This is a genomic window from Colwellia sp. BRX10-9 (assembly GCF_014077405.1).
Lineage (GTDB): Bacteria > Pseudomonadota > Gammaproteobacteria > Enterobacterales > Alteromonadaceae > Colwellia_A.
In genome coordinates this window covers 26999-50179 of sequence record NZ_JACGVV010000030.1, presented here as the reverse complement: position 1 = coordinate 50179, position 23181 = coordinate 26999, and the positions used below count along the sequence as shown (strand labels likewise).

Annotated in this window: 21 protein-coding genes; 5 read left to right on the top strand and 16 right to left on the bottom strand. The window is 38.6% G+C overall.

The genetic code is table 11. From position 1 onward, the window contains the following. Positions 1-233: 233 nt before the first annotated feature. Positions 234-1031, bottom strand: coding sequence for a CDP-diacylglycerol--serine O-phosphatidyltransferase (pssA, locus tag H4J69_RS15505; protein WP_182216982.1), 798 nt, complete (start codon positions 1029-1031; stop codon positions 234-236). 180 nt (positions 1032-1211) lie between these two features. On the opposite strand from pssA, the gene H4J69_RS15500 reads away from it, so the two are divergent. After that, complete coding sequence (locus tag H4J69_RS15500; RefSeq protein ID WP_182216980.1) at positions 1212-1658, top strand: DUF4124 domain-containing protein; 447 nt, start codon at positions 1212-1214, stop codon at positions 1656-1658. Positions 1659-1668: 10 nt separating this feature from the next. Here the strand turns inward: H4J69_RS15500 and clpB are convergent, their stop codons facing one another. The 3 genes from clpB to rluD form a co-directional block, all read right to left on the bottom strand. Beyond that, entirely contained in the window at positions 1669-4242 is a 2574-nt protein-coding gene (gene clpB / locus H4J69_RS15495) for an ATP-dependent chaperone ClpB (protein WP_182216978.1), read from the bottom strand. 127 nt (positions 4243-4369) lie between these two features. Next, positions 4370-5197, bottom strand: coding sequence for a peptidoglycan editing factor PgeF (gene pgeF / locus H4J69_RS15490; protein WP_259366445.1), 828 nt, complete (start codon positions 5195-5197; stop codon positions 4370-4372). Beyond that, on the bottom strand, positions 5148-6125 hold the full coding sequence (gene rluD, locus H4J69_RS15485; protein ID WP_182216975.1) for a 23S rRNA pseudouridine(1911/1915/1917) synthase RluD: 978 nt from the start codon (positions 6123-6125) through the stop codon (positions 5148-5150). The genes pgeF and rluD overlap by 50 nt, the downstream gene beginning before the upstream one ends. A 187-nt stretch (positions 6126-6312) precedes the next feature. On the opposite strand from rluD, the gene H4J69_RS15480 reads away from it, so the two are divergent. Then, positions 6313-7077 (top strand): outer membrane protein assembly factor BamD, encoded by a 765-nt coding sequence (locus tag H4J69_RS15480; RefSeq protein WP_070374470.1) that lies wholly within the window; start codon positions 6313-6315, stop codon positions 7075-7077. A gap of 135 nt (positions 7078-7212) precedes the next feature. On the opposite strand, the gene glnB is transcribed toward H4J69_RS15480, so the two are convergent. After that, positions 7213-7551, bottom strand: coding sequence for a nitrogen regulatory protein P-II (gene glnB / locus H4J69_RS15475; protein WP_070374471.1), 339 nt, complete (start codon positions 7549-7551; stop codon positions 7213-7215). A gap of 204 nt (positions 7552-7755) precedes the next feature. Here glnB and nadE point away from each other — a divergent pair, with 204 nt between their 5' ends. From nadE to H4J69_RS15460, 3 genes are all read left to right on the top strand, one after another. Then, the gene (gene nadE / locus H4J69_RS15470) at positions 7756-8607 is read left to right on the top strand and encodes an ammonia-dependent NAD(+) synthetase (protein ID WP_182244764.1); all 852 of its coding nucleotides are present in this window, start codon (positions 7756-7758) and stop codon (positions 8605-8607) included. A 90-nt stretch (positions 8608-8697) separates the two neighbouring features. Beyond that, positions 8698-9273: a GspH/FimT family pseudopilin gene (locus H4J69_RS15465; RefSeq protein WP_182216973.1), complete on the top strand. Its 576-nt coding sequence runs from the start codon at positions 8698-8700 to the stop codon at positions 9271-9273. Positions 9274-9488: 215 nt separating this feature from the next. After that, a complete protein-coding gene (locus H4J69_RS15460) occupies positions 9489-10070 on the top strand; it encodes a GspH/FimT family pseudopilin (RefSeq protein WP_182216990.1) in 582 nt (193 codons plus the stop codon). A gap of 9 nt (positions 10071-10079) precedes the next feature. Here H4J69_RS15460 and H4J69_RS15455 read toward each other — a convergent pair whose 3' ends face one another. From H4J69_RS15455 to ribF, 11 genes are all read right to left on the bottom strand, one after another. Then, positions 10080-10418 (bottom strand): TapY2 family type IVa secretion system protein, encoded by a 339-nt coding sequence (locus H4J69_RS15455; RefSeq protein ID WP_182216972.1) that lies wholly within the window; start codon positions 10416-10418, stop codon positions 10080-10082. A 1-nt stretch (position 10419) separates the two neighbouring features. Beyond that, the gene (locus H4J69_RS15450; RefSeq protein WP_182216971.1) at positions 10420-10836 is read right to left on the bottom strand and encodes a type IV pilin protein; all 417 of its coding nucleotides are present in this window, start codon (positions 10834-10836) and stop codon (positions 10420-10422) included. Beyond that, positions 10836-14414, bottom strand: coding sequence for a pilus assembly protein (locus tag H4J69_RS15445; protein WP_182244762.1), 3579 nt, complete (start codon positions 14412-14414; stop codon positions 10836-10838). The genes H4J69_RS15450 and H4J69_RS15445 overlap by 1 nt, the downstream gene beginning before the upstream one ends. Positions 14415-14416: 2 nt before the next feature. Continuing rightward, a complete protein-coding gene (locus tag H4J69_RS15440) occupies positions 14417-14938 on the bottom strand; it encodes a PilX N-terminal domain-containing pilus assembly protein (RefSeq protein WP_182222735.1) in 522 nt (173 codons plus the stop codon). Further along, positions 14929-15918: a PilW family protein gene (locus H4J69_RS15435; protein ID WP_182241585.1), complete on the bottom strand. Its 990-nt coding sequence runs from the start codon at positions 15916-15918 to the stop codon at positions 14929-14931. Before H4J69_RS15435 ends, H4J69_RS15440 begins: the two co-directional genes overlap by 10 nt. A gap of 89 nt (positions 15919-16007) precedes the next feature. Then, the gene (gene pilV / locus H4J69_RS15430) at positions 16008-16625 is read right to left on the bottom strand and encodes a type IV pilus modification protein PilV (RefSeq protein ID WP_182216967.1); all 618 of its coding nucleotides are present in this window, start codon (positions 16623-16625) and stop codon (positions 16008-16010) included. 396 nt (positions 16626-17021) lie between these two features. Further along, positions 17022-17951: a 4-hydroxy-3-methylbut-2-enyl diphosphate reductase gene (gene ispH / locus H4J69_RS15425; RefSeq protein ID WP_182216966.1), complete on the bottom strand. Its 930-nt coding sequence runs from the start codon at positions 17949-17951 to the stop codon at positions 17022-17024. Between the two features lie 41 nt (positions 17952-17992). Beyond that, positions 17993-18427 (bottom strand): FKBP-type peptidyl-prolyl cis-trans isomerase, encoded by a 435-nt coding sequence (gene fkpB / locus H4J69_RS15420; RefSeq protein WP_070374483.1) that lies wholly within the window; start codon positions 18425-18427, stop codon positions 17993-17995. 1 nt (position 18428) lies between these two features. Further along, positions 18429-18962, bottom strand: a complete 534-nt coding sequence (gene lspA, locus H4J69_RS15415) for a signal peptidase II (RefSeq protein WP_182216965.1) — start codon at positions 18960-18962, stop codon at positions 18429-18431. 217 nt (positions 18963-19179) lie between these two features. Continuing rightward, complete coding sequence (gene ileS, locus H4J69_RS15410) at positions 19180-22017, bottom strand: isoleucine--tRNA ligase (RefSeq protein WP_182244761.1); 2838 nt, start codon at positions 22015-22017, stop codon at positions 19180-19182. A 115-nt stretch (positions 22018-22132) separates the two neighbouring features. Then, the gene (gene ribF / locus H4J69_RS15405; protein WP_182231050.1) at positions 22133-23059 is read right to left on the bottom strand and encodes a bifunctional riboflavin kinase/FAD synthetase; all 927 of its coding nucleotides are present in this window, start codon (positions 23057-23059) and stop codon (positions 22133-22135) included. Positions 23060-23181 lie beyond the last annotated feature (122 nt).

The window sequence follows — 23181 nt, the reverse complement described above, 5'->3', positions numbered from 1 at the left end:
GATGTAGATAACTTATCAAAACAGCTCTTTCGTGGTTCGTTTTGACTGAACCCCTTGGAACTGGAGCGCATTCTAGACATTTCTCGCTGGGCGTCAACCCTTTTTTGTAATAACTTTGAAATAAATGCTTATTCGCTCGATTAACGTACAAACTGTATTTTTATTGTGGTTTAATCAAACAACTAATGCCTTTTGCTCACAAAGCTGGTGCTACAGATAGTTAATTACTGCTGTTATTTATCTTTCGAGTTATCAACCGTATTAAAGTCTTCATCTTTGTCATCACCGACGACATCTTCTAATTTTAACTTATTAACAGAGCGGATAGTCGTAAACGGCCCCGAGCAAGCATAGAAGCCAAATACGATAAGTAAAACATTCTCTGGGCTAGAAGCGATAATGACAAAGGCGAGTACAATGAGCAAAACCACAAAAAAATTAACTTTCCCCTTCCAATCGACTTCTTTAAAACTGTTGTAACGAAAGTTACTGACCATCAATAATCCTGCAAGCATAGTAATAATGCCAACAACAATGCCATAGTCTTGGCCATTTATTTGATATTCTGCACCAACCCAGACCAAACTGGCAATAACTGCCGCGGCCGCGGGGCTTGCTAAACCTTGGAAAAAGCGTGCATCAGCAATACCAACCTGCGTATTAAAACGTGCTAAACGAAGTGCTGCACAGGCAACAAAGACAAAAGCGGCTAACCAACCAAATTTTCCGTAACTCGATAACGCCCAATTATAAGCGACAAGTCCGGGGGCTATACCAAAAGAGACCATATCAGCCATACTGTCATATTCGGCACCAAATTCACTTTGTGTATTTGTCATCCGAGCAACGCGCCCATCTAAACCATCAAATATCATGGCAATGAATATTGCTACAGCTGCACTAATAAAATGACCATTCATTGAGGAAACTATGGCAAAAAAACCAGAAAAAAGTCCTGCGGTTGTTAATAGGTTAGGTAATAGGTAAATACCTTTCGAAGGAGTACTGGTATTTGTTTTTTTATCATTCATTATTGTTACAACGCTTGTTTAAAAATATATAGGTATAGTTAATCAAATCTAACATAAAAAACTATCATGGGTATATTAGAGAGTAATAGCATAATAATTCCTCGTTATAATTTGTAAAGTCCCAATTGTATTGTTATATAAAGTATTAGGATTTTTTTTTCTATAGTTAATAGGTGACCAATGAGTTTTCGTATTCTGTTATTTGGGCTGATATTTTATTTTGGCTTTTGTTCGGCGAGTGAACTAATGGTCTATCGTTGGGTAGATGAAAACAATGTTGTTCATTTTAGTCAGCATCAACCTGTTGGTGATGAGTACACCCAATTTTTAGTGTCTAATCAGTCAAGTGTAACTAGTCGCGCAGACATTATTACCAACCCGCTAGTTTCTGATGACGATGTGATCTCTCAACAAAATCAAGATAACCTCACGGCGACTATAAACAGACCTGAAAAATGTCTAGAGGCACAAGAAAATATTGCCATGTTAATGGCTTTTGATAAGGTCCAATATACGGATGAAAAAGGTAGTAAACAGATATTAACAAAAACAGAGAAACAACAGCAATTAGCGATAAACCAAAAACGCACAGAAGTTTACTGTGCGTCTTTAAGTGAAATGCCATGATACAAATTAGTTAGTGCGTAAAAACTAATTCACCGTCACTGACTTCAATACTTATCTCTGCCTTGTTTTTAAAGGCTCCTGACAATATTTTCTGAGCTAATGGGTTTTCAATTTTTTGTCTAATTACCCTTTTCAACGGTCTTGCTCCAAATAGGGGATCAAATCCAGCCAAAGAAATCAGCGCAAGTGCTTCTTGGCTAATTGATAGCTTAATATCTTGGTCTGCTAAACGATCTCTTAGACCGTCAATTTGTATTGCTGCTATTTTTTCTATCTGTTGTGATATTAATGGATGAAAAACAACTGTTTCATCAATGCGATTAATAAACTCAGGCTTAAAATGTAAACTCACTTCTGACATTACCTTAGATTTCATTTCTTCATACTGACCGTCATCAGCAAATTTTTGAATGTGATCAGAGCCAATATTAGAAGTCATAATGATAACAGTGTTTTTAAAATCAACAGTTCGCCCTTGACCATCCGTTAAACGTCCATCATCGAGCACTTGTAATAATATATTAAAAACATCACTGTGCGCTTTTTCAATTTCATCAAGAAGAATAACAGAATAAGGTTTGCGTCGAACAGCTTCAGTTAAATAGCCCCCTTCTTCATACCCTACATATCCGGGAGGAGCCCCCACTAATCGAGAAACTGAATGTTTTTCCATAAATTCAGACATATCGACACGAATAAGTGCATCTTCACTGTCAAAAAGATAATGGGCTAATGCTTTCGTAAGTTCGGTTTTACCCACACCAGTAGGACCTAAAAATAAAAACGATCCTATCGGCTGGCTTGGATCGGCAAGCCCAGCTCTTGAACGTCGGATAGCATTCGAAACACTGATAACCGCTTCGTTTTGTCCTATTACACGCTGATGCAAGTTATCCTCCATTTGCAGTAACTTATCGCATTCTTCTTCAAGCATCTTAGAAACAGGAATACCCGTTGCTCGACTTAATACATCTGCAATTTCAACTTCAGTGACTTTATTTTTTAATAACGTCATTTCTTGCATTTCTGCTTGGCTTGCTAAGTCGAGTTGTTTTTCTAATTCCGGTATTTTGCCATATTGTAATTCTGACATTTGGTTAAGATCGCCCAATCGTCGGGCAGCCTCTAAGTCAAGTCGAGCTTGTTCTAGATCTGTTTTAATAGCCTGTGTACCATGTAAAGCAGCCTTTTCGGTTTTCCAAATTTCATCTAACTCATCAAAATTAGTCTGACAAACGCTCAGATCCAATGAGATAAGTCCTAAACGTTTTTTAGAAGCCTCATCTGAATCTTTCTCTAATGCCCGTTGTTCTAATTTCAGTTGAATGATACGCCGCTCTAATCGGTCTAAGTCTTCTGGCTTAGAATCTATTTGCATACGAATACTAGAAGCCGCTTCATCGATAAGATCAATCGCTTTATCAGGTAATTGTCTATCACTGATATAACGATGTGACAAAGTAGCAGCGGCAACTATGGCTGGATCGGTAATATCAACACTATGATGAAGTTCGTAACGCTCTTTTAAACCGCGCAATATGGCAATCGTATCTTCAACACTAGGTTCTTCAATTAATATTTTTTGAAAACGACGCTCTAAGGCTGCATCCTTTTCAATATATTGACGATATTCGTCCAATGTTGTCGCGCCGACACAATGTAAATCACCACGGGCAAGTGCTGGTTTTAACATATTTCCAGCATCCATCGCGCCATCAGATTTACCTGCACCGACCATAGTATGAAGTTCATCAATAAATAAAATGACTTGCCCTTCTTCTTTGGCTAGCTCACTCAATACCGCCTTTAAACGTTCTTCAAATTCACCACGATATTTAGCGCCAGCAACCAAAGCACCCATATCCAATGACAATACCCGCTTACCTTTTAACCCTTCAGGAACTTCATGATTAATGATACGTTGTGCTAACCCTTCGGCGATGGCTGTTTTACCAACACCTGGCTGACCAATTAATACCGGATTATTTTTCGTACGACGTTGTAAAACTTGTATCGTGCGACGTATTTCATCATCTCGGCCAATAACGGGATCTAGTTTGCCCTGCTCGGCAAGCTCTGTTAGGTTCACCGTATATTTATCAAGTGCTTGTCGAACATCTTCAGCATTAGGCTCATCAACTTTTTGACCGCCACGCACATGTAATATTGCATCTTGAACACGTTGTTCACTTGCCCCAAGCGACTTTAATATTTGGCCTAGTTTTCCTTTGTCTTCAATAGCGGCAAGGATAAAAACATCAGAAGATATATACTTATCACCCATTTTTTGTGCGAACTTATCGCAGAGGTTAAGTAAGTTCCCCATAGCAGAAGAAAGTTGTACGTCGCCACCCGATCCAGAAACTTGCGCAAGTTGTTCTATAACCGTCTCGACTTGTGATCGCAGTGAAAGAACATTAATTCCTGCACTTTTCAATAAGGGTATAATGCTACTCGCGTTCTGATTTAATAGCGCTAACATGATATGCACGGGTTCTATAAATTGATGATCCCGACCTAATGCTATTGACTGTGCGTCTGAAATAGCGACTTGAAATGCTTGGGTTAATCTGTCTAAACGCATGAGGCTCTCCTGCCTAACAAAGAAAAATATTCTTTTATACCTTATAGATAAGGATATAATTGAAATTTTTCAAGGAACAAAATGAAAAGCTTTTGATTTGAAATAAGATTTAGTTTGTTTTTTAAACTTATTTTCGACAAATGATGGAAACCATTCGTCCGGTAATGGTATCTCGTCGATAAGAGTAATACTGCTGTTCATTAGAATAGGTACAATGGTTTAAATGATGAACCTTATTAATACCGAGCGTATTTAGTTGGATTCTTGCTATCATTGCTAAATTGGCTAGGTATTTACCTTTATGTTTTTCCAGCGCTAATGGTTCATTTATAGCAGTGAAAGCCGATACAAATTTTTCTGACTGACTTTCAAAGGCACACTTTACTTCTTGCCCTACTTCAAAAGCATATTCACCAATACAAGGCCCCAACCAAGCAATGATATTTTCATTATCTGTTTTCATATTATTGACGGTATTGGTAATAATATTTTTAGCTAAGGGTTTCCAACCACCATGGATCGCAGCAATTTCACTGCCGTCTATTGCAGTTAATAATATCGGTAAACAATCAGCGGTCATCACGGCTAAAGCAATATTCTTTTGCCGAGTGATTATCGCATCAGCTACTAAAGGCGTTTTTGAATAAGATTCTATGGTCACAACTTTATTACCATGAACTTGTTCAAGCCATTGAATTTTTGTATTAAGCGGTAAGTATGCGAGTAACGAAGCTCTATTTTTGTTGACATTAACCAAGTCATCACCAACATGTTCGCCCAAGTTAAATTGGCCGTATACTGAAGAATAGCTATGATTAGAGGATAACGATTTTTTTTGAGGATGGAGTCTTGTCGTAGTAAAAGCCAGTACATTTAGTACTGGCCATTCTATATTGTAGAGACTGTTATAAATAGTCGTCTGTTGCGTTGATTTTCGAATCTTCACGCAAAACATTTGTTAAATTAACCATATCCTCTGGAATAGGTGCATGCCAAGTCATTTCTTCACCCGTTATAGGGTGAAATAATGACAACATTGCCGCATGTAATGCTTGGCGCTTAAAACTACGCAGTAAATCCCGCAAATCTTCTGTCGCATTTTTAGGAGGACGTGGACGACCACCGTAATTAGGATCTCCAATCAATGGATGGGTTATATGCGCCATATGAACACGAATTTGATGTGTACGACCCGTTTCAAGACGTAATCTTAAACGTGTGTGTAAACGGAATTTTTCCATTACACGATAATGCGTTACCGATGGACGTCCAAAAGGACTAACAGCCATGTGTGTTCTTTTGGTTGAATGGCGACCTATAGGTTCATCAACCATACCACCAGCTGTCATTAGACCATTAGCAATCGCTTCATACTCACGCGTTATTTCACGCTCTTGTATAGCATCGACTAAGTTTGTTTGCGCTGCAATTGTTTTAGCAATAACCATCAAACCCGTTGTGTCTTTATCTAGTCTATGGACGATGCCGGCACGAGGGACAACATCAAGCTGTGGGCAATGATACAATAAAGCATTAAGCACCGTGCCATCAGGATTACCTGCACCTGGGTGAACTACAAAACCAGCAGGTTTATTAATAACTATAATATCGTCATCTTCATAAACAATATTTAAAGGAATATTTTGTGGTTCAAATCGCACGTCGCCTTCAACTTCAGTTGATATTTTGATCACTTCCCCGCCAAACATTTTCTCGCGTGGTATTATCAAAATAGCGCCGTTTAAAGTAACGTGACCTGCTAAGATCCATTCTTTTATGCGAGAACGAGAATATTCAGGGAACATCTCAGCTAATGTTTGGTCGAATCGTTTACCTAAACAAGTTTCAGGAACCGTATCTGTATGTTGAATTATTTCAGCCATTAAAATTTCTATTTAACTCTCTATAAATTTACTATGAATTAGCGCTGTGCAAGGCAAGTATGCTAGGTTAGAATGCCAGTGTTTATTTTACCTCTTTGCTCTATTAATTACATTAAGTAATTTGCAAAGGGCGTATATTTATTTAACTAATACCTTTAACTAAAACAAAGTAGTGATAACAAAGTCTATGCAAAATTTGACAATAAAAATGATAATACTAGTGCTTTCATTAGGGCTAGCGGCGTGTTCATCATCAAACAAAACCGACATTGAAAAAGTACCAGACAAGTCAGCACAAGCATTGTTCACCGATGCTAGAACTGCGCTTGATAGTGGCTTATATCAACGAGCTATCCAGATTTTATCAGCAATTGACTCACGCTTTCCATTTGGTCCTATCTCTCATCAAGTGCAATTAGACTTAATTTACGCTTATTATAAGAGTGGTAATTCAGCTCAAGGTATTGCTTTGGCGGATCGTTTCCTGCGTTTAAATCCTGATCATGTCAATCTTGATTATGTTTATTACATGCGAGCGTTAATCAATATTTCAACTGAAGAGAACCTTTTTCAAGAATTAGCAGGCATTGATCGTTCAGACAGAGATCCAACAGCTGCTCGCGAAGCATTCAAAGACTTTAAAACGATTTTGACTGAGCTACCACAAAGCAAATATGCCGCTGATGCACGCAAACGTATGATTGGTATAAAATCACGTTTAGCTAAGTATGAATTAACAGTAGCTCGTTTTTATATGAAACGTGATGCTTGGGCCTCAGCAGCAAATCGTGGTAAGTACATTGTTGAATACTTCTCGCCTAGCCAGGAAGTGGAACAAGCCTTAGAGATTATGATTGAGTGTTACGACAAGTTAGATTTAATGGATTTAAAAATTAATGCGAAGCAAGTCTTAGCAGCAAATTATCCAAATAATAAGTTTTTAACTCGTTAAGTTTTAACTGTTTATTAGCATTGAAATAGAAGCTATAAAAATTTGCCTTATCAATAATAAGGTTTAAATTAATAAAAAGCCCATTGAGATATAATACTCAATGGGCTTTTTTTATGATGGGATTAACTGATAAAATTAAATAGCGGCTTCATCTTCTTCACCCGTTCGGATTCTGATCACCCGCTCAACATCAGTGATAAATATTTTTCCATCACCAATTTTACCGGTTTGCGCTGTTTCTATAATAGCATTAACACAACGCTCAACTTGTTCTGTGGTGACAACAATTTCTAATTTTACTTTCGGTAAGAAATCAACCATATATTCTGCACCACGATAGAGCTCAGTGTGCCCTTTTTGTCGGCCAAAACCTTTTACTTCTGAAACAGTCATGCCTGTGATGCCAATTTCACTTAATGCTTCACGCACATCATCCATTTTAAATGGTTTGATAATTGCTTCTATTTTTTTCATTGTTGTTATCCATTAACCGCGAAATATACTTTGAATTGTACACAATTATATCAAATAAACCCAAGCGCTATATTTGTTGTAAGTCATTTAAATTTCAGATACTGAACAAACTAGCCAATACCGGTTACCTATATATTGAAGTATCACAGGTATACGTTACACTAGGATAATTTAACTTATCAAATAACTATCAAAGGAAGTTGAATGGATCCGCAATTGATCATAAATGAAATGAGAGTTTTACCTCAAATAGATGCTGTGTTTGAGATAAAACGCCGTATTGAATTTATCAAAAAAACACTTAAGGCTGCCGGACTCAAAAATTTAGTGCTAGGCATTAGTGGCGGTGTCGACTCTTCTACCTGTGGACGTCTTGCACAACTTGCTATTGATGAGCTCAATGCTGAAGAAAGAATCGCTAATAATAATTCGACATCACCCTATCAATTTATTGCGGTTCGTTTACCTTATGGCGTGCAAGCAGATGAAGAAGATGCGCAGCTCGCTTTGGATTTTATTCAACCGACACATAGTGTAATAACCAATATTTTGAATGCCGTTAATGGAATTCACATTGAAACGCTTAACGCGCTTAACCAAGCAAATATCTTATCGGCAGACGATGCAAAAATCGATTTTTCAAAAGGTAATGCCAAAGCTAGAAGCCGAATGGTAACGCAATATCATATTGCCGGTATTGTTGGCGCACTTGTTTTAGGGACAGATCATTCAGCAGAAAACATTACCGGATTTTTCACTAAATGGGGCGATGGTGCCTGTGATTTAGCGCCTTTATTTGGTTTATCTAAACGCCAAGTACGGTTATTAGCAGAAAATTTAGGTGCGCCAGACTTATTAATTAATAAAGCTCCAACCGCGGATCTTGAAGAATTGGATCCGGGAAAAACTGACGAAGATGCATTAGGTATCAGTTATGAGCAGTTAGATGATTTCTTGGAAGGCAAACCAGTAGCAGCAGAGGTGCAAGCACTTATCATTAATACTTATCAAAAAACCCAACATAAGCGATTACCTATTCCAACAATCTACGATTAACTTTAACTTGTAAGCGCTAAACTTGTAAATTTAACGTTAACAGCTATACCTAGTAATACATCTACTCTAGCCAACGGACGGCTTAATGTTATGTCATACTTATCGTTTAAAATAATGGGTTTCACTCTCATTGAAACCTTAATCACGCTAGCTATATTAATTTTTCTTACCGCTATAGCTGTTCCTACGTTTGCAGATTTAAGGATAAGAATACGTGTTGATAAAGAGATCACAGCCTTACATCGCCTATTATTATTAACAAGAAATCATGCGGTTAATCAGGAACGTTTTGTTACTGTTTGTCCACTTACCCCTTCTGATCAGTGCTCAAACGAATGGCATAAAACGCTGACTGTATTCTATGATGATAATAAGAACAAAGCGCTTGATGCCTCAAGTGCTGAAGTGATTATAAAAATAAAATCAGCCATAAAGTCAGGCGATAAATTACAGTATGCTCAAGGCAGAACAGCATTAATTTACGCACCCAGTGGACGGCTCGCAGTGTGGGGAGGTAATGGTACTTTCCGCTATTGTCCAAAATCACACAGTAATAAATCAAGAGGAATTATCATTTCAGGCGCTGGGCGGTTTTATTTATCGAGCGACCAAAATATGGATGGAGCCGATGAAAATCGTAGCGGTCGAATCATTAGCTGTCACTAATCTATGACAACAAGCGCTTTTAAAAGGTATAGAGCTTATTATCATTTCAATAATAACAAGCTCTGATATCGATAACAGCAACCTAGCGAAAGAGTGACTTAAGTGATATAACTTAATTATCTTGAAATATTCTCACACAGTTTTGAATATGATGTAATCCCCATAAGACTAACTAATTGCTCTCATGGGTATAACAAGAAATTAAGGCTTATATTATGAAGTATGATTATTTGCAATCAAACAACAAGCGACAGGGCTTTACACTCGTTGAATTGATGATAACTATCGCTATTGGGGCAACGTTAATGGCGATAGCGCTACCAAACTTCAATAGTTTTTTAGTTGAAACACGCGTCGACAATGAAATTTCTCATTTACAAAGACTACTATTAACAGCAAGAAATACCGCCATAAATGCAGAACAATCGGTTACCTTGTGCCCACTTAATGCAAGTAATAGTTGTGATACTAATTGGCAAAACGAAGTCAGTGTTTTTATTGATATAGATGGCGATAAAACTTATGAACCCGCCTCTGACGAAAGAATAGTTGCAGTAAAGGCTAAAATAAAAACTAATGACAAACTTCAGTACGGCCAAGATAGCATTATATACAGACCTACAGGCAACATCACAGGTGGCGTTAGTGCTAGCCCATTTAAATATTGTCCAAAAGACTACCCGGCCAAGTCCAGAGGTATTACAGTAACTACCTCTGGACGTTCATACGTTACCTCAGACACAGATAGCGACGGCATTGATGAAGACCGCTCAGGCAATGAAATTACTTGCAGCTAAGTCTCCTCTTTAACGAGCAGTGTTTTCATCTAATTTTTTTGAAAGAGCATTGGAAAAATCATCATTTGATTTTACACATTCTTTTACTTGATGAACTTGCTGCTTTTGCTTTGAAAAGCCAGTCGCTATTTTTTTACCAACTAACCAATCAGGATATTTTGCCAGTTTATTAGAACCAATAATGCCAAAATGAATAATGTCGTTACCGCCCATTAGTTCAACATGACATTTAATCTTAATTTTTGTCGATTTGTCTGTCGTCTTTGCCACGCTATCAATACTTATAACAAGTAGACTTACAAAAAGTAAGTTGAGCGCTAAGCAATGCTTAAATAACAATTTCATCATATTACTCCCAGCAATTGGTTGATGTTGCTGTTTTCTGACCACTATCGGTTACCGATAAGGTTAAACAAGAAGAATCATTAGTCGCTTGCGTACCTCTCGCCGTAGCTTTAAGGGTATATGTTACCCCAACTACCACAGCATCAATGCTATAAAAGCCCGAGTCTGTAATATAAGGGTCTGCAGACGCACCTAATTTTTTCATATCTGTGGTGTATGCTCGATGATCAATAAAATACTGCTCTTGCAAACTTGCTAAGCGCAACAATTCACGTTGGCCCTCGCTACGATTTGCCCTTGAAATATTATCAATATATGACGGATAAGCAATCGAAGCTAGAATACCCACTATAGCAACCGATATCATTAGCTCAAGCAAAGTAAAACCTTTAACTCGCCGCTTATTTTTACTCACTCTCATTAATTTGACTCCGTTACATAAAGGTAAATTCTTGACGTTTCTAGGCTAACGCCTAACGGAATAATTTTCCCTGCTAATAGTTTTATCGTGGCAATGACTTCTGCTTCCTCTTCATCAGGCGGACAATCGCCTTCGCAAGGTTCTTGAGGCGCTTGTGGGTCTTTAGTTATAATAATTGAAGGAGTATCAGGAATACCGGCCGCTATTTCCCATGTTCTCCAGTCATAGACAGTCGTGCCAAGCGCTAAGTCCACCGCGTATAAAATACCCGAACCATCACTTAATTCACAACTGTTAGGATCAGCAGAGACCGCGGCAGGCGTAAATGAAGTGAAGTAAGCAACGCCATTAATAACAATGGCTGAAGCCGTATTTTTCTCACCATCACCAACGAAATCCATAAACCAACCTTTTTTATTACCGACGTTTATTTCAAGTGTCTGCAGATTGTCGGCAGTTAATGCCTGGCCAAATGGGTTGTTTGTATAGTCATAAAGATCTGTCGCTAAAATAGCCGCGGGTATTGCCAATTGTGGGTGGGTAGGTGAAGCAACAAATGATGTGGTTACAATATTGGCATCTTTAATCATGAAAAATTTATCGTCAGTATCATTGGCCGCAGGTGTTGATCGGTCGCCACTCCCAATAAGTATCGCTTCGTAGGGTCTTTCCTGTTTTGTTACCACGGTTGAACTAGTACCATTAGCATCAACTGATGTAGTTTCTATCGTGTCTGAAATATACGTTCTAGCAATTGAAGGTTCGCTAAAAAAACGGCGATCTGTCGCATGAGTTGTTCCACCCAACTCAGCTAATTTAAAAGCAGTCCACGGCGATGTTCCACTAAAGGGAGCATTGCCTGGCATATCAACACGCCAAAAATTTCCACCGGTATCGCCAAAATAAAGACGATCGGTTAAGCCATCAGAATCACTGTCTAAGATAGCGAGGCTAGAAGGCACGCTATCAGTTATCTCAGTAAATTGAGTATTAGTTGCACTCGTTGCATCAGGGCTTAAACTCCATTTTAGTACACCTGTTTCTGCATCGACCATATAAACAGCTCGGCCTAAGGTATCATCTGCACCAACGGTTAAGTTATCTTTAGTTGTGTCATATCCGCCAGCGAAAAAGAGTACAGGTTTTGGTGTACCATTTTCTATATTAAGCGCTGAAAATCCTATTTTAGGTTGCGACCATGATTGTCCTAAATGGCTAAATCCTGGTGAGCTTGCATCTAGGTGCCACAATAACTTAGGTGTATCGGGGTCACTAACATCCATAGCATAATATGAAGAACCGCCACGACGTAAACCAAAAAATATCCATGCTTTATCACCACTTGTACTATCAATAGACCCATCACCATTGACATCCAGCAAGTATGAAACGGCAGGGCTGTCTATGCCGTATGATTTACCTGATGAAGTAAAGTTTTCACGTAAAGCTTTTATTTTTGAGAAAAATTCTTTAGGCATAAAAGCCCAGTTTTCATCAACCGTTTCACCGTTATCGTCAAACATATGTAAAACACCCGCATTGGTGCCAACGATTATGCGAATATCTTGATCATTACTTGCACCACCATAATTAATAACTAGTGGTTTAGAGTGCAGTGGATCACCAAAAACATCACTACGGATATCTGTGGTTGAACTATCGTTGTCTTCATCATCAACGTCAATTCCCTTGGCCCAATTGAGCATGCCATCAATGTCATCAATTTCAGTATCCAATTCACTTGCTAGCGTCGCTTCGTCACCGTAGGATGTTTCGGCATTCGTTCGTGTTAGTAGCATTAAGGCACCATTAACCCCAATATCACTGACAATAACGCGTGTAGATTTAGTACGTAACATTTCAGCTACGCCACCTTTTTTAACATCGTTACCATCTGGATTGGTATCTGTGCTCCAAAAGGTTTTGGCATTTTTTGAAATATTGCCATTATCATCAATAGCACCAGCACCCGTTCTATCGACTTGTTGGCCATCGGTCACTTTAAGTTTTTTTAAATTTCCTTGCCACCTTGCACCATGATCAGGAACGAACATCGCATAATAAACTGAATCTAAAGTTTCGGTTCTATCAAAATTATTTGAGGCAACCGAAGGAGCTGTAAAGCTAGTATTCACTTCCAAAATATTGGTTAATGCCGATTGAAGTGAAGCCAGTAAGGCACTGGGATCTTTAGCCGGGTAATATTGACCACCCCCCAATTTTGCAGCTTCACGTAATAACGCTCCCGCATCATCAATAGCATCTTGGCCAAACCCAATCGTAAAAAGTGTTGATGATTGCACATCAGGTAAGGTGCTATGTAAATCATGGGTGTGCATCCAACCCGCGAGTGCCGCTAAATAGTTATTAGTACCGTTAACGTTAAACGGTAGGCCGATATCAGGTAAGCTTTGAATATAAGTGTTAGCGGCAAGATCCCTAGTCGGCTCACCATCTGTAATCATAATCACATAAACTTCATTAGTACATGAATTAAAGGGTGATTGATAAACCCCCTCATCTTCAATAGAGGTATCTCTTGGCGGTGTATTACCACGATAAGTATTACCATCATAATTTGAATCATTATCACCAAAATCTACTGACATACCTGCAAAGTAGCGCGAAGCCTCATAAAGTGATTCACATAATGGCGTATTCGTTTCACCATCAATATCTAAATCAATAATATTTACTAATTCAGCGCGAGCTGCTGCGGTCATTTCTTGGATACCAAAAACAATTCTGCCACCATCGCGAACAAATTCGCCAGAATGGTTATAATTAAAAACTTGTAAACCAAAATCAACAGAAGGTGCCGATTCAATTAAATCAGTAACGGTATCTTGTGCTATTTCTAAACGGGTGCGATTAACCTGTTCAAGCGTTTCACTGTTTGCCCAACGCAAATAGTTGTCGGTATAAAGTGTAACAACCTCACCCGACCAAATAACATTTGAATTATTGGCGTTTGCCGTATAATAAACAGGACTTTGTTTCGAACCCTCACCATCGATGGGAAAGCCATCGGGTAAATCAACGACAGAACCGTTATTTGTTTTTATACCTGCATTAACCTCAGGGTTTGCAGGCACTAAATTAACATCATCTTCGCAGTCAATGACATCAATATTAGCGCCATTGTTATCGGGAATTTCTTGCCAGCTACCTGAGTTTCCTTGAAAGGCATATTCACGAATGTGTCCGGTATAAAAGCCAACAGATGCTAAACGTTCACGGGCAGTTGCACAGCTATTAATAGCATCAAGAAAACGACGGCTTTCACCAGGACTATCGGGAACAAGGGAAGAAGAGCCATCAATGCCACCTCGAGTAAAATAAATAAATTTATCTGATAAGGAGTTATCGCTTCCAACCGCGGGGTAAACTGTATTAGGATCATAAGGTTCATCGACTGACTCTAAACTATTCATGCTGCCAGAATTATCAAAAATAATCAGTACTTGTGGTTTATTACCGGTACGCTGTGCTGCATCACCAATATACAGTTCAATATCTTCACTATAAGCAGCAAGAGATGTAAATATCAATGCGCTACATAATAATAATTTTTTCATGATCAGTTCCCCACATTAAGTAGTTGTTGCGATACACCAGAATTAACTTCTATGGTGCTTTTGTTGGTGCGACCATACAGTCGAGTGACCTGCACTTTAAGTACATTACACTTAAATACCTGTACGGAAGAAGCTGCTCGAGAGTGGGGGCAATCGGCTGCAATCTTATACGGATTAGCCAGTGTAATTTCTGCACTGGTATTACTTGCACTACTCACTACGGGTGAGAGTGGAAATTTGGCGATTTCAGAAGCAAAAGCATTGGTTCCACTTATTTGCGTGACTTCTTTATAAATAACTTCATCAATAGTACTAACCGCTTCTTGGGTAGCAACCACTTTTTCTTCACTTGCTCCAGACATTTTCATATCAATGGTGGTATTTTGCATCAATGCAGCAGCAACGGCGGTTAAAGCAATCAAAAAAACTAGTGAAACGATTAGCACAACACCGCTTTGTTTGTGACCTAGTTTTAAATTACCAGAACAAATTAAATAACGGTTTCTTATAACTTTTATGGCCATGAGTCGACCCTCGCATTGTAAAGTGTGATGGTAGAGCTAAATAATAAACGTCGATAATTATCCCCTTTACCTTCACCATCGATAAAGTTGATAGGAAGATCACCAAGCTGATAAGTGTTAAGATTTTCATAATCTCTGTCAGGCAAGATATTTCGCGCTAAGACAAAAATCTTAACGGCAAGTATCCGTACATTACTTTCATTATCCCAGTAAGCTGTTGTCATGTTATCTGCAGAAATAAAAGCATTGACGATACCGTTGTTGGTCGTATCTACGCCATACATAAAGCGGATGTATTCAATGCCTTCAACGACCATATCAAGATTCATCACCGAAGCTTTATTTTGTAATCGACCTTGCACTAGAACCGGCACTTTATTGGTGCCTTGATTGTCTTCACGCACATAGTAAATGTGCTGCTGATATTCCCAGATCTGGCCCAAATTTAGTGTTGGTATGGCAGCGCCACCCGCAAATATCGCAGCCGTATTAGGGTTTGAAATGATATAGTAATTATCACTAGAAATATCGGCTAGCGCTGTCGTTGATGAAACAGCCCTTTTTAATTGCAATACATCAGAACCAATTTTAGCATTGGTAATACAGCCCATTAAGTTGACATTGTTGACTGTTTTCCCCCACAAGGTTCTAAAATGGCCAATAGCTGCAGGGAAACTGGCATTATTAACGCCTTCACCAATACAATCACCAGAAACTGTTGATGGTAAAGGTGAACTTACCAAGCCACTTACATCGAGGTTTCCTGATAAGTCGCCCCAAAAGCTTTGTCGTAATAAGTCATCACTGAGTAAGCTAATCGCATACCTGCCATTTTCTTGTAACTCTCCATAACTGGTGGTCTCAACAGTGGTCGTTTTCATACCAACAAAAACACTTAATATGCCTAGCAGCAACATTAAACCTACCGCAAGCGATATAAATATTTCGATTAAACTAAAACCTCGTTGAGCATTAACCATTATCATCTCTTACTAAACAAAATCAATATTATCTATAATTCGAAGCATTAACATCACGATGAACGTTAACAGTGATTGCTTTGCTTGCCTTAATATATAAAAGCTTCAACCGTAACTTGTCGACGTTTACTGGTACTTGTACCACAGGCGTTGGCCAATGTTGCAGCTGCAGAACTATTGTTATCGGCATCATAACCATCAGCCGTTGCGACTCTGCCCTGCCAGCTGATCACAACAGTAACTGCATTTTTATTATGATCAATACAACCGACAGCACCAACTAAGCCACCAGTATTTTTACCACCAGCAGTAACATCAGCGCCCATAAGTTTGACTTCCCATTCATACAAATCATTGGTGGTCATTTGTGCACTTGTACACAAAGAAGCAACTGAATTACACCTAACGTCAGCGTCAGGCGGAGTATTCAATGCTGCGCCATAAACACCTTGATAACTCTCTAAAGTAAGAATATCAGAATCATTACTGCGCATTCGTTCGATAATATCTTGAGCTAACGCTGAGGCTACTGAGCGTTGCATCGCATCAAAACTGCCTTTCTTAGCTGACGCCTGCATGGCAACCGCACCAAAAATACCCGTCACTAAAATAACTAAAGCGACTAAAACCTCTATTAGTGTCATGCCCTTTTGTACTTGGGCTGGTTTTCTTTTAGGATAACTCGTCCTAAGTGTGCTGTTACCCATGAGACTCCTTAATACACTGACAAAAATTGCTGACTACCCAGAAAAATAATGCTTTAAAATATAGAGTGAATGGGAGATAAATAAAAGAAACAGCATTGATGAGTATACTTTTAAGTGACAAACACAAAACAGACCCAAATAGAATTTTAAAGGCGAGGAGAAGCGAAACTAAGCGTAGCGCTAAGAATTCGATTGAGAACTTATATGTGTTAAAAATCACTAACGTGAACCGCATTAACTCATACCTTAAAAATCTATTATTGAATAGCCTATGTACATAGTTACTATTCAGAATAATAAGGTTAAGTCATGAATATTGTTATTAAAATGCTTTAAATTTAAGCACTCATATAACGGATAAAATTACATTCAACCACTTAACCTGATATTTTAAGATTAGCGCAATTCTATAGGTACCGCAAATACTGTGTTCTCTTCACGACCAGGATATTCGATAACCTCTTGACCACCAAAGTCTTTTAGTGCGTCAATAACTTGCTGGATAAGTATTGCGGGTGCAGAAGCTCCGGCAGTAACACCAATTTTATTAACATTTTCAAGCCATTGTGGTTGAATATCGGCAAAAGTATCAATCAGGTAGGAAGGTGTGCCCAACTTCTCAGAGAGTTCACGTAAGCGATTAGAGTTAGAGCTATTTTTGGCGCCAACAACTAACAGTAAATCAACTTGTGCAGAAATAGTGCGTACCGCGTCTTGACGATTTTGTGTTGCATAACAAATATCGTCCTTGCGGGGGCCTTTAATTAAAGCGAACTTATTTCTCAACGCGTCAATCACTTCTGACGTATCATCAATGGATAAAGTCGTTTGGCTACAATAATACAATTGAGTAGGGTCTTTTACTTCAAGTGTTGCTACATCAGCAACAGACTCAACTAAATAAATCCCGCCATGCTCACTCTCATATTGTCCCATCGTACCCTCAACTTCAGGGTGTCCAGCGTGACCGATAAGAATGCACTCAATATTTTTACGACTGGTACGTGACACTTCCATATGTACTTTAGTCACTAATGGACAAGTAGCGTCAAATACTTTTAGACCACGGTCTTTAGCTTGTTGACGTACCGCTTTAGAGACGCCATGAGCACTAAAAATAACGGTATTATCGTCAGGAACTTCAAAAAGTTCATCAACAAATATCGCGCCGCGGTCTTTTAAGCCATCAACAACAAACTTGTTATGTACTACTTCGTGGCGTACATAAATGGGCGCACCAAATAAGTCTAACGCGCGGTCTACGATACTAATCGCTCGGTCTACGCCAGCACAAAAACCACGAGGGTTAGCTAAAATAATTTCCATAATTTGTTCCTGAAAGACTTAAAAGTCCTAAGAGTTAACGATTATAAAACTTCAACAACGTCAATAACAAATGTTACTGCTTGTCCCGCTAGCGGATGATTAAAGTCAATAGTGACTGATGTACCGATCACTTCTTTGACCATACCAGGTAACTCTATATTGCCAGGTTGTGTGAAAGTAATGATACTGCCCACTTCTGCTGGTACGTCACTACCAAATTTATCTGCATCAACGTAATGGAAATTATCTGGATTAGGTTCGCCAAAAGCATCTTTTGCTTCGAGGGTAAATTCTTTAGAATCTCCAGCGGCAAGGCCTAACAATTGCGCTTCAAAGGCAGGAGAAATACTGGCATCGCCCATAATAATTTTAGCAGGCTTTTTGTTTACTTTGGTACTGTCTGCCGCTGAGCCATCAGATAATTTCATGGTAATATGAGCGATAACTTCAGATTTATCAGTAATTAACATTGTCATTTTATTTCTCGTCTACTTTTGTCTTAGTAATTTCAGTTTTCTTGGCTGAATCACCATTTTTAAAGGAATCAAAAATCATCAATGCCGCGCCAATAAAAATAGCAGAGTCTGCGACATTAAAGGCTGGCCAATGATTATCGGCAATATAAAAGTCTAAAAAGTCGATAACATAGCCAAATAATGCCCGGTCAATTAAGTTGCCCACTGCGCCACTGAGCATAAACGCTAAAGCGATACTTAATAGTGCATTATTCTTTGGCGTTTTAGCCAACCACACTAAAAAAACCACACTGGCAATAGCAGCAATAATGGTAAAGAACCAACGTTGCCAACCGTCTTGGTCGGCAAGAAAGCTAAAGGCTGCACCTGGGTTTTGTACATATCTCAAATCAAAGAAAGGTAAAATGTTCATCGACTCATATAAATCAAATGAGTTAACAACCAGTTGCTTGGTTACTTGATCAATAATCAAAAATAAAACGGTTAACCATAACCATTTAAAACCCGTTTCTGTAAAAAGTTTATTAATTTTCATATTTCTACTGTGCTAATAGTTGTTGTTATATAACTAATGAGATAGTTAGCATGTTTTGTGAATGTCTGACTAAGGCTTTTCAACAAAACTAATCGATGAAATATTGGCTTATTCAAAGCTAGTTCATTCAAGAATAAAGCTAAAGCACACAGCCTAGTTAACTAGCTGAGTACTTTTCTGCAATTCTTGGATGAAATAGCAAAGAATACACAAATATTTAGGCGAATTGGCGTTTCTCGCCCTCACCCTCTACGTTGGTAATACAACGTCCACAAAGTTCAGGATGTTTTTCATCTTCCCCGATGTATTCAGTTACATGCCAACAACGCTCACATTTGGTGCCTGTTGCTGGTGCAACCGTTAACCATAAGCCTTCAATCTCAGTTGCTAAAGCGCCCGTTGGTGCACTGTCAACTACTTCAACCGTAGCTTTAGAGGTGATCAAAACAAAGCGAAGTTCTTCGCCTAATTGTTGTAATTTTTCAGCAAGCTCTGCGTTGGTATATAAAATAACCGCTGCTTCAAGCGCTTTACCCACTTGTTTTTCTTTACGGGCATTTTCTAGTGCTTTGTTTACTTCGGTGCGCACAAGTAAAATTTCATTCCAGTAATCATTGTTTAAAGTATTACTTGTTTCTGCCTTAGGCAAACCATTAAACCAAACACCGGTGAAAACGAATTCGTCACGCGTTTCACCAGACGGAGTCGGTAGCGCTTGCCAAATTTCTTGTGCAGTAAAAGATAAAATAGGGGCCATCCAACGAGTCATCGCTTCAGCGATTAAATACATAGCGGTTTGACAAGAGCGACGAGCCGTACTGTCTTCTTTCGCTGTATATTGACGGTCTTTAATAATATCTAAGTAGAAGCCACCTAATTCTGTGGTACAGAAGTTCATCAGCTTATGAACAACAACATTAAATTCGTAGTCATCATAAGCGCTAACAATTTCTTTTTGCAATTGTGCAGCTTTATCAACAGCCCAACGGTCAAGTGCAACCATATCGTCAAAAGCGACTGAATCAGTTTTAGGATCAAAACCATTAAGGTTTGATAATAAAAAGCGCGAGGTATTACGAATACGACGGTATGCATCGGCTTGACGCTTAAAGATTTCATCAGAGACAGTAATTTCTTGCGTATAGTTAACTGAAGCTACCCATAAACGCAAAATGTCTGCACCTAACTTACTGGTGATTTCTTTTGGTGTAATAACATTGCCTAATGACTTAGACATTTTGTGACCGTTAGTATCAACGGTAAAGCCATGTGTTAGTACTTGCTTATAAGGCGCTTTACCATTCATCGCTACCGATGAAATCATTGACGACATAAACCAACCACGATGTTGATCTGAACCTTCAAGGTATAAATCTGCAACGCCATCAAATTCTTCACGTGCATTAACAACGGAGTAATGAGTCGTTCCAGAGTCAAACCATACATCTAAGGTGTCTGGTACTTTAATATATTCTTTAGCGTCATCACCAATAAGCTCAGCAGCGTCTAGATCAAACCATGCTTGAATGCCTTTTTCTTCAACACGCTTAGCAACCGTTTCAATCAGTTCAATGCTGCGTGGATGTAAAGCACCCGAGTCTTGATGAATAAATAATGCCATTGGCACGCCCCAAGTACGTTGACGTGAAATACACCAGTCAGGGCGACCTTCAACCATCAATTCGATACGGCGTTGACCCCAATCAGGGATCCATTGCGTTTTTTCAATTTCGTTTAATGAATCTTGGCGTAAACCTTTTTTATCCATGCTAATAAACCATTGTGGTGTTGCACGAAAAATTAAGGGTGTTTTGTGGCGCCAGCAATGCGGGTAAGAATGCTCTATTGCATGGTGATGTACTAAAGTGCCATGTTCTTTCAATGTTTCAACGACATTGGCATTGGCTTTAAAAACATGTTGGCCAGCAAATAATGGCGTATCTTCTAAATAAACACCATTAGCGCCAACAGGGTTAGCTACTTCAAGGTTATATATTTTGCCTACCACGAAATCTTCAACACCATGACCAGGTGCTGTATGTACACAACCCGTACCAGAGTCAGTCGTTACATGCTCGCCTAAGATCATTGGTACAGTAAAATCATAAAATGGGTGTTTAAGTTGCACTAAATCTAAATCGCTACCTTTACAAAACCCTAATGCATGATATTTATCAATTCCAAAACGGTCCATACATGCTGTCACTAGGTCCGACGCTAAAATATAACGTACTTTGCCCTGCTCGGTTTCACATTGTACTAAAGTGTATTCAACGTCGGCATTAACAGAAACTGCTCGGTTAGCCGGAAGTGTCCAAGGTGTAGTGGTCCAAATAACAACCGATACTTCACCTTCACCTTGATGATTTTCAGGGTGATCAAACTTATCAGCAACACTTTGGTCAACTACGGTGAATTTTACGTCAATCGCTGGCGATTGTTTATCTTTGTATTCAACTTCAGCTTCAGCCAAAGAAGAACCACAATCAGTACACCAATGCACAGGTTTGAACCCTTGATGTAAATGACCATTCTCAGCTATTTTACCTAAAGCACGTATGATATTGGCTTCAGTACCAAAATCCATAGTGAGGTAAGGTTTTTCCCAATCAGCAAAAATCCCTAAGCGTTTAAAGTCTTCACGCTGCCCAATAACTTGCTTGGCTGCATATTCACGACATTTTTCTCGAAAAACACTGGCAGAAACTTTATGACCTGGCTTACCAATTTTTTTCTCAACCATTAATTCAATCGGTAAACCATGGCAATCCCAACCAGGCACGAACGGTGCGTTAAAGTCAGATAACGTTTTTGATTTAACAATAATATCTTTAAGAATTTTATTAACAGAATGACCTAAGTGAATATCACCATTTGCATACGGAGGACCGTCATGCAAAATAAATGATTTCTTACCTTTTTTAGCCGCTCGAATTTGGCCGTACAGATCTTTTTCAGCCCACTCTTTTAGCATGTTTGGTTCACGGTTTGCCATGTTACCTTTCATCGCGAAAGAAGTAGCTGGCAAGTTTAGGGTTTGTTTATAATCACTCATTTAAATCATTATCCGTTGTTATATTCGCTAACTGGTGGTTAGCCTCTAATAAGTTAATAGTAAAATCGACATTGGCTTGATATTAATTTTACTATTAACTCACGTATCTGTTTATTTATAAATCTTGAACAAAGGCTTTCGCCTGCTCACTATCTTGTGATATTTGCTTAGTTAATTCATCTAGTGATGAAAATTTTATTTCATTTCTTAATTTATTTAGCATAACCACTTCAATGGTTTGACCATAAATGTCTTCATTGAAATTAAAAATATGTACTTCTAGCTGTTGCCTAATACCAGACACTGTTGGCCTTGAACCAATATTAGCCACACCATAAAAGCATTCTTTAACCGTATTTACTTTTACCACGAAAACACCGGAAATAGGTGAAACGCGTCTTTTTAATAAAACATTTGCGGTAGGAAACCCTAGTTTTCGGCCTCGCTTATCACCATGAAAAACCCGACCGATAATAGAGTAAGCCCGACCTAGCATTCTTTCTGCGTCAGCTAATTGATTATTCTCTAAAGCATTACGTATTTGGGTACTGCTGATCCGACAATTTTCAAGTTTGAAACTTGCGGTATCAGAAACAGCAAAATCAAATTTTTCACCGGCTTGTTTTAGCAGACTAAAATTGCCTAAACGGTTCTTTCCAAAGCGGAAATCGTCACCAATAATTAAATGTTTAATACCTAGCTGTTGAACTAATAAAAGTTCGATAAACTCTGACGCGCTTTTATTGGCAAATTCTCGATGAAAATTAACACAAATCAAACGTTCTACACCCAAATTTTTCAAAAGAAAATATTTATCTCTTAAACGTGTCAATCTTGCAGGAGCCGTCTCAGGAGAAAATAACTCTTGCGGCTGAGGCTCAAAAATCATCACTGCTGGTGTACAATTCAATGCTTTAGCTTTTGCAATTAAAGCCTTTATAACGCGAGCATGTCCTAAATGAACACCGTCAAAATTGCCTATGGTTAACACACAGCCATGATCTTCAGCTTGAATATTGTGGATACCGCGTATTAACTGCATTTAATTAAAAAACCTAAATTTGACTGACATTAGTAGACAAGTGTCGCCATTAATGAATAAAAACCGATAAATTATATATCACTCAGGCTTAAGAATCAGCACCTGAAGCTAATTTCATCAAT

What these genes read in the sequence shown, in the direction of transcription:
- H4J69_RS15440 (WP_182222735.1), bottom strand. Translation starts at nt 14,938, where the DNA reads ATGGCCATAAAAGTTATAAGAAACCGTTATTTAATTTGTTCTGGTAAT.
- ispH (WP_182216966.1), bottom strand. Translation starts at nt 17,951, where the DNA reads ATGGAAATTATTTTAGCTAACCCTCGTGGTTTTTGTGCTGGCGTAGAC.
- rluD (WP_182216975.1), bottom strand. Translation starts at nt 6,125, where the DNA reads ATGGCTGAAATAATTCAACATACAGATACGGTTCCTGAAACTTGTTTA.
- clpB (WP_182216978.1), bottom strand. Translation starts at nt 4,242, where the DNA reads ATGCGTTTAGACAGATTAACCCAAGCATTTCAAGTCGCTATTTCAGAC.
- H4J69_RS15455 (WP_182216972.1), bottom strand. Translation starts at nt 10,418, where the DNA reads ATGATGAAATTGTTATTTAAGCATTGCTTAGCGCTCAACTTACTTTTT.
- ileS (WP_182244761.1), bottom strand. Translation starts at nt 22,017, where the DNA reads ATGAGTGATTATAAACAAACCCTAAACTTGCCAGCTACTTCTTTCGCG.
- glnB (WP_070374471.1), bottom strand. Translation starts at nt 7,551, where the DNA reads ATGAAAAAAATAGAAGCAATTATCAAACCATTTAAAATGGATGATGTG.
- H4J69_RS15465 (WP_182216973.1), top strand. Translation starts at nt 8,698, where the DNA reads ATGTCATACTTATCGTTTAAAATAATGGGTTTCACTCTCATTGAAACC.
- pgeF (WP_259366445.1), bottom strand. Translation starts at nt 5,197, where the DNA reads ATGTTTTGCGTGAAGATTCGAAAATCAACGCAACAGACGACTATTTAT.
- ribF (WP_182231050.1), bottom strand. Translation starts at nt 23,059, where the DNA reads ATGCAGTTAATACGCGGTATCCACAATATTCAAGCTGAAGATCATGGC.
- H4J69_RS15480 (WP_070374470.1), top strand. Translation starts at nt 6,313, where the DNA reads ATGCAAAATTTGACAATAAAAATGATAATACTAGTGCTTTCATTAGGG.
- H4J69_RS15435 (WP_182241585.1), bottom strand. Translation starts at nt 15,918, where the DNA reads ATGGTTAATGCTCAACGAGGTTTTAGTTTAATCGAAATATTTATATCG.
- H4J69_RS15450 (WP_182216971.1), bottom strand. Translation starts at nt 10,836, where the DNA reads ATGAGAGTGAGTAAAAATAAGCGGCGAGTTAAAGGTTTTACTTTGCTT.
- H4J69_RS15500 (WP_182216980.1), top strand. Translation starts at nt 1,212, where the DNA reads ATGAGTTTTCGTATTCTGTTATTTGGGCTGATATTTTATTTTGGCTTT.
- H4J69_RS15460 (WP_182216990.1), top strand. Translation starts at nt 9,489, where the DNA reads ATGAAGTATGATTATTTGCAATCAAACAACAAGCGACAGGGCTTTACA.
- pilV (WP_182216967.1), bottom strand. Translation starts at nt 16,625, where the DNA reads ATGGGTAACAGCACACTTAGGACGAGTTATCCTAAAAGAAAACCAGCC.
- lspA (WP_182216965.1), bottom strand. Translation starts at nt 18,962, where the DNA reads ATGAAAATTAATAAACTTTTTACAGAAACGGGTTTTAAATGGTTATGG.
- pssA (WP_182216982.1), bottom strand. Translation starts at nt 1,031, where the DNA reads ATGAATGATAAAAAAACAAATACCAGTACTCCTTCGAAAGGTATTTAC.
- nadE (WP_182244764.1), top strand. Translation starts at nt 7,756, where the DNA reads ATGGATCCGCAATTGATCATAAATGAAATGAGAGTTTTACCTCAAATA.
- fkpB (WP_070374483.1), bottom strand. Translation starts at nt 18,427, where the DNA reads ATGACAATGTTAATTACTGATAAATCTGAAGTTATCGCTCATATTACC.
- H4J69_RS15445 (WP_182244762.1), bottom strand. Translation starts at nt 14,414, where the DNA reads ATGAAAAAATTATTATTATGTAGCGCATTGATATTTACATCTCTTGCT.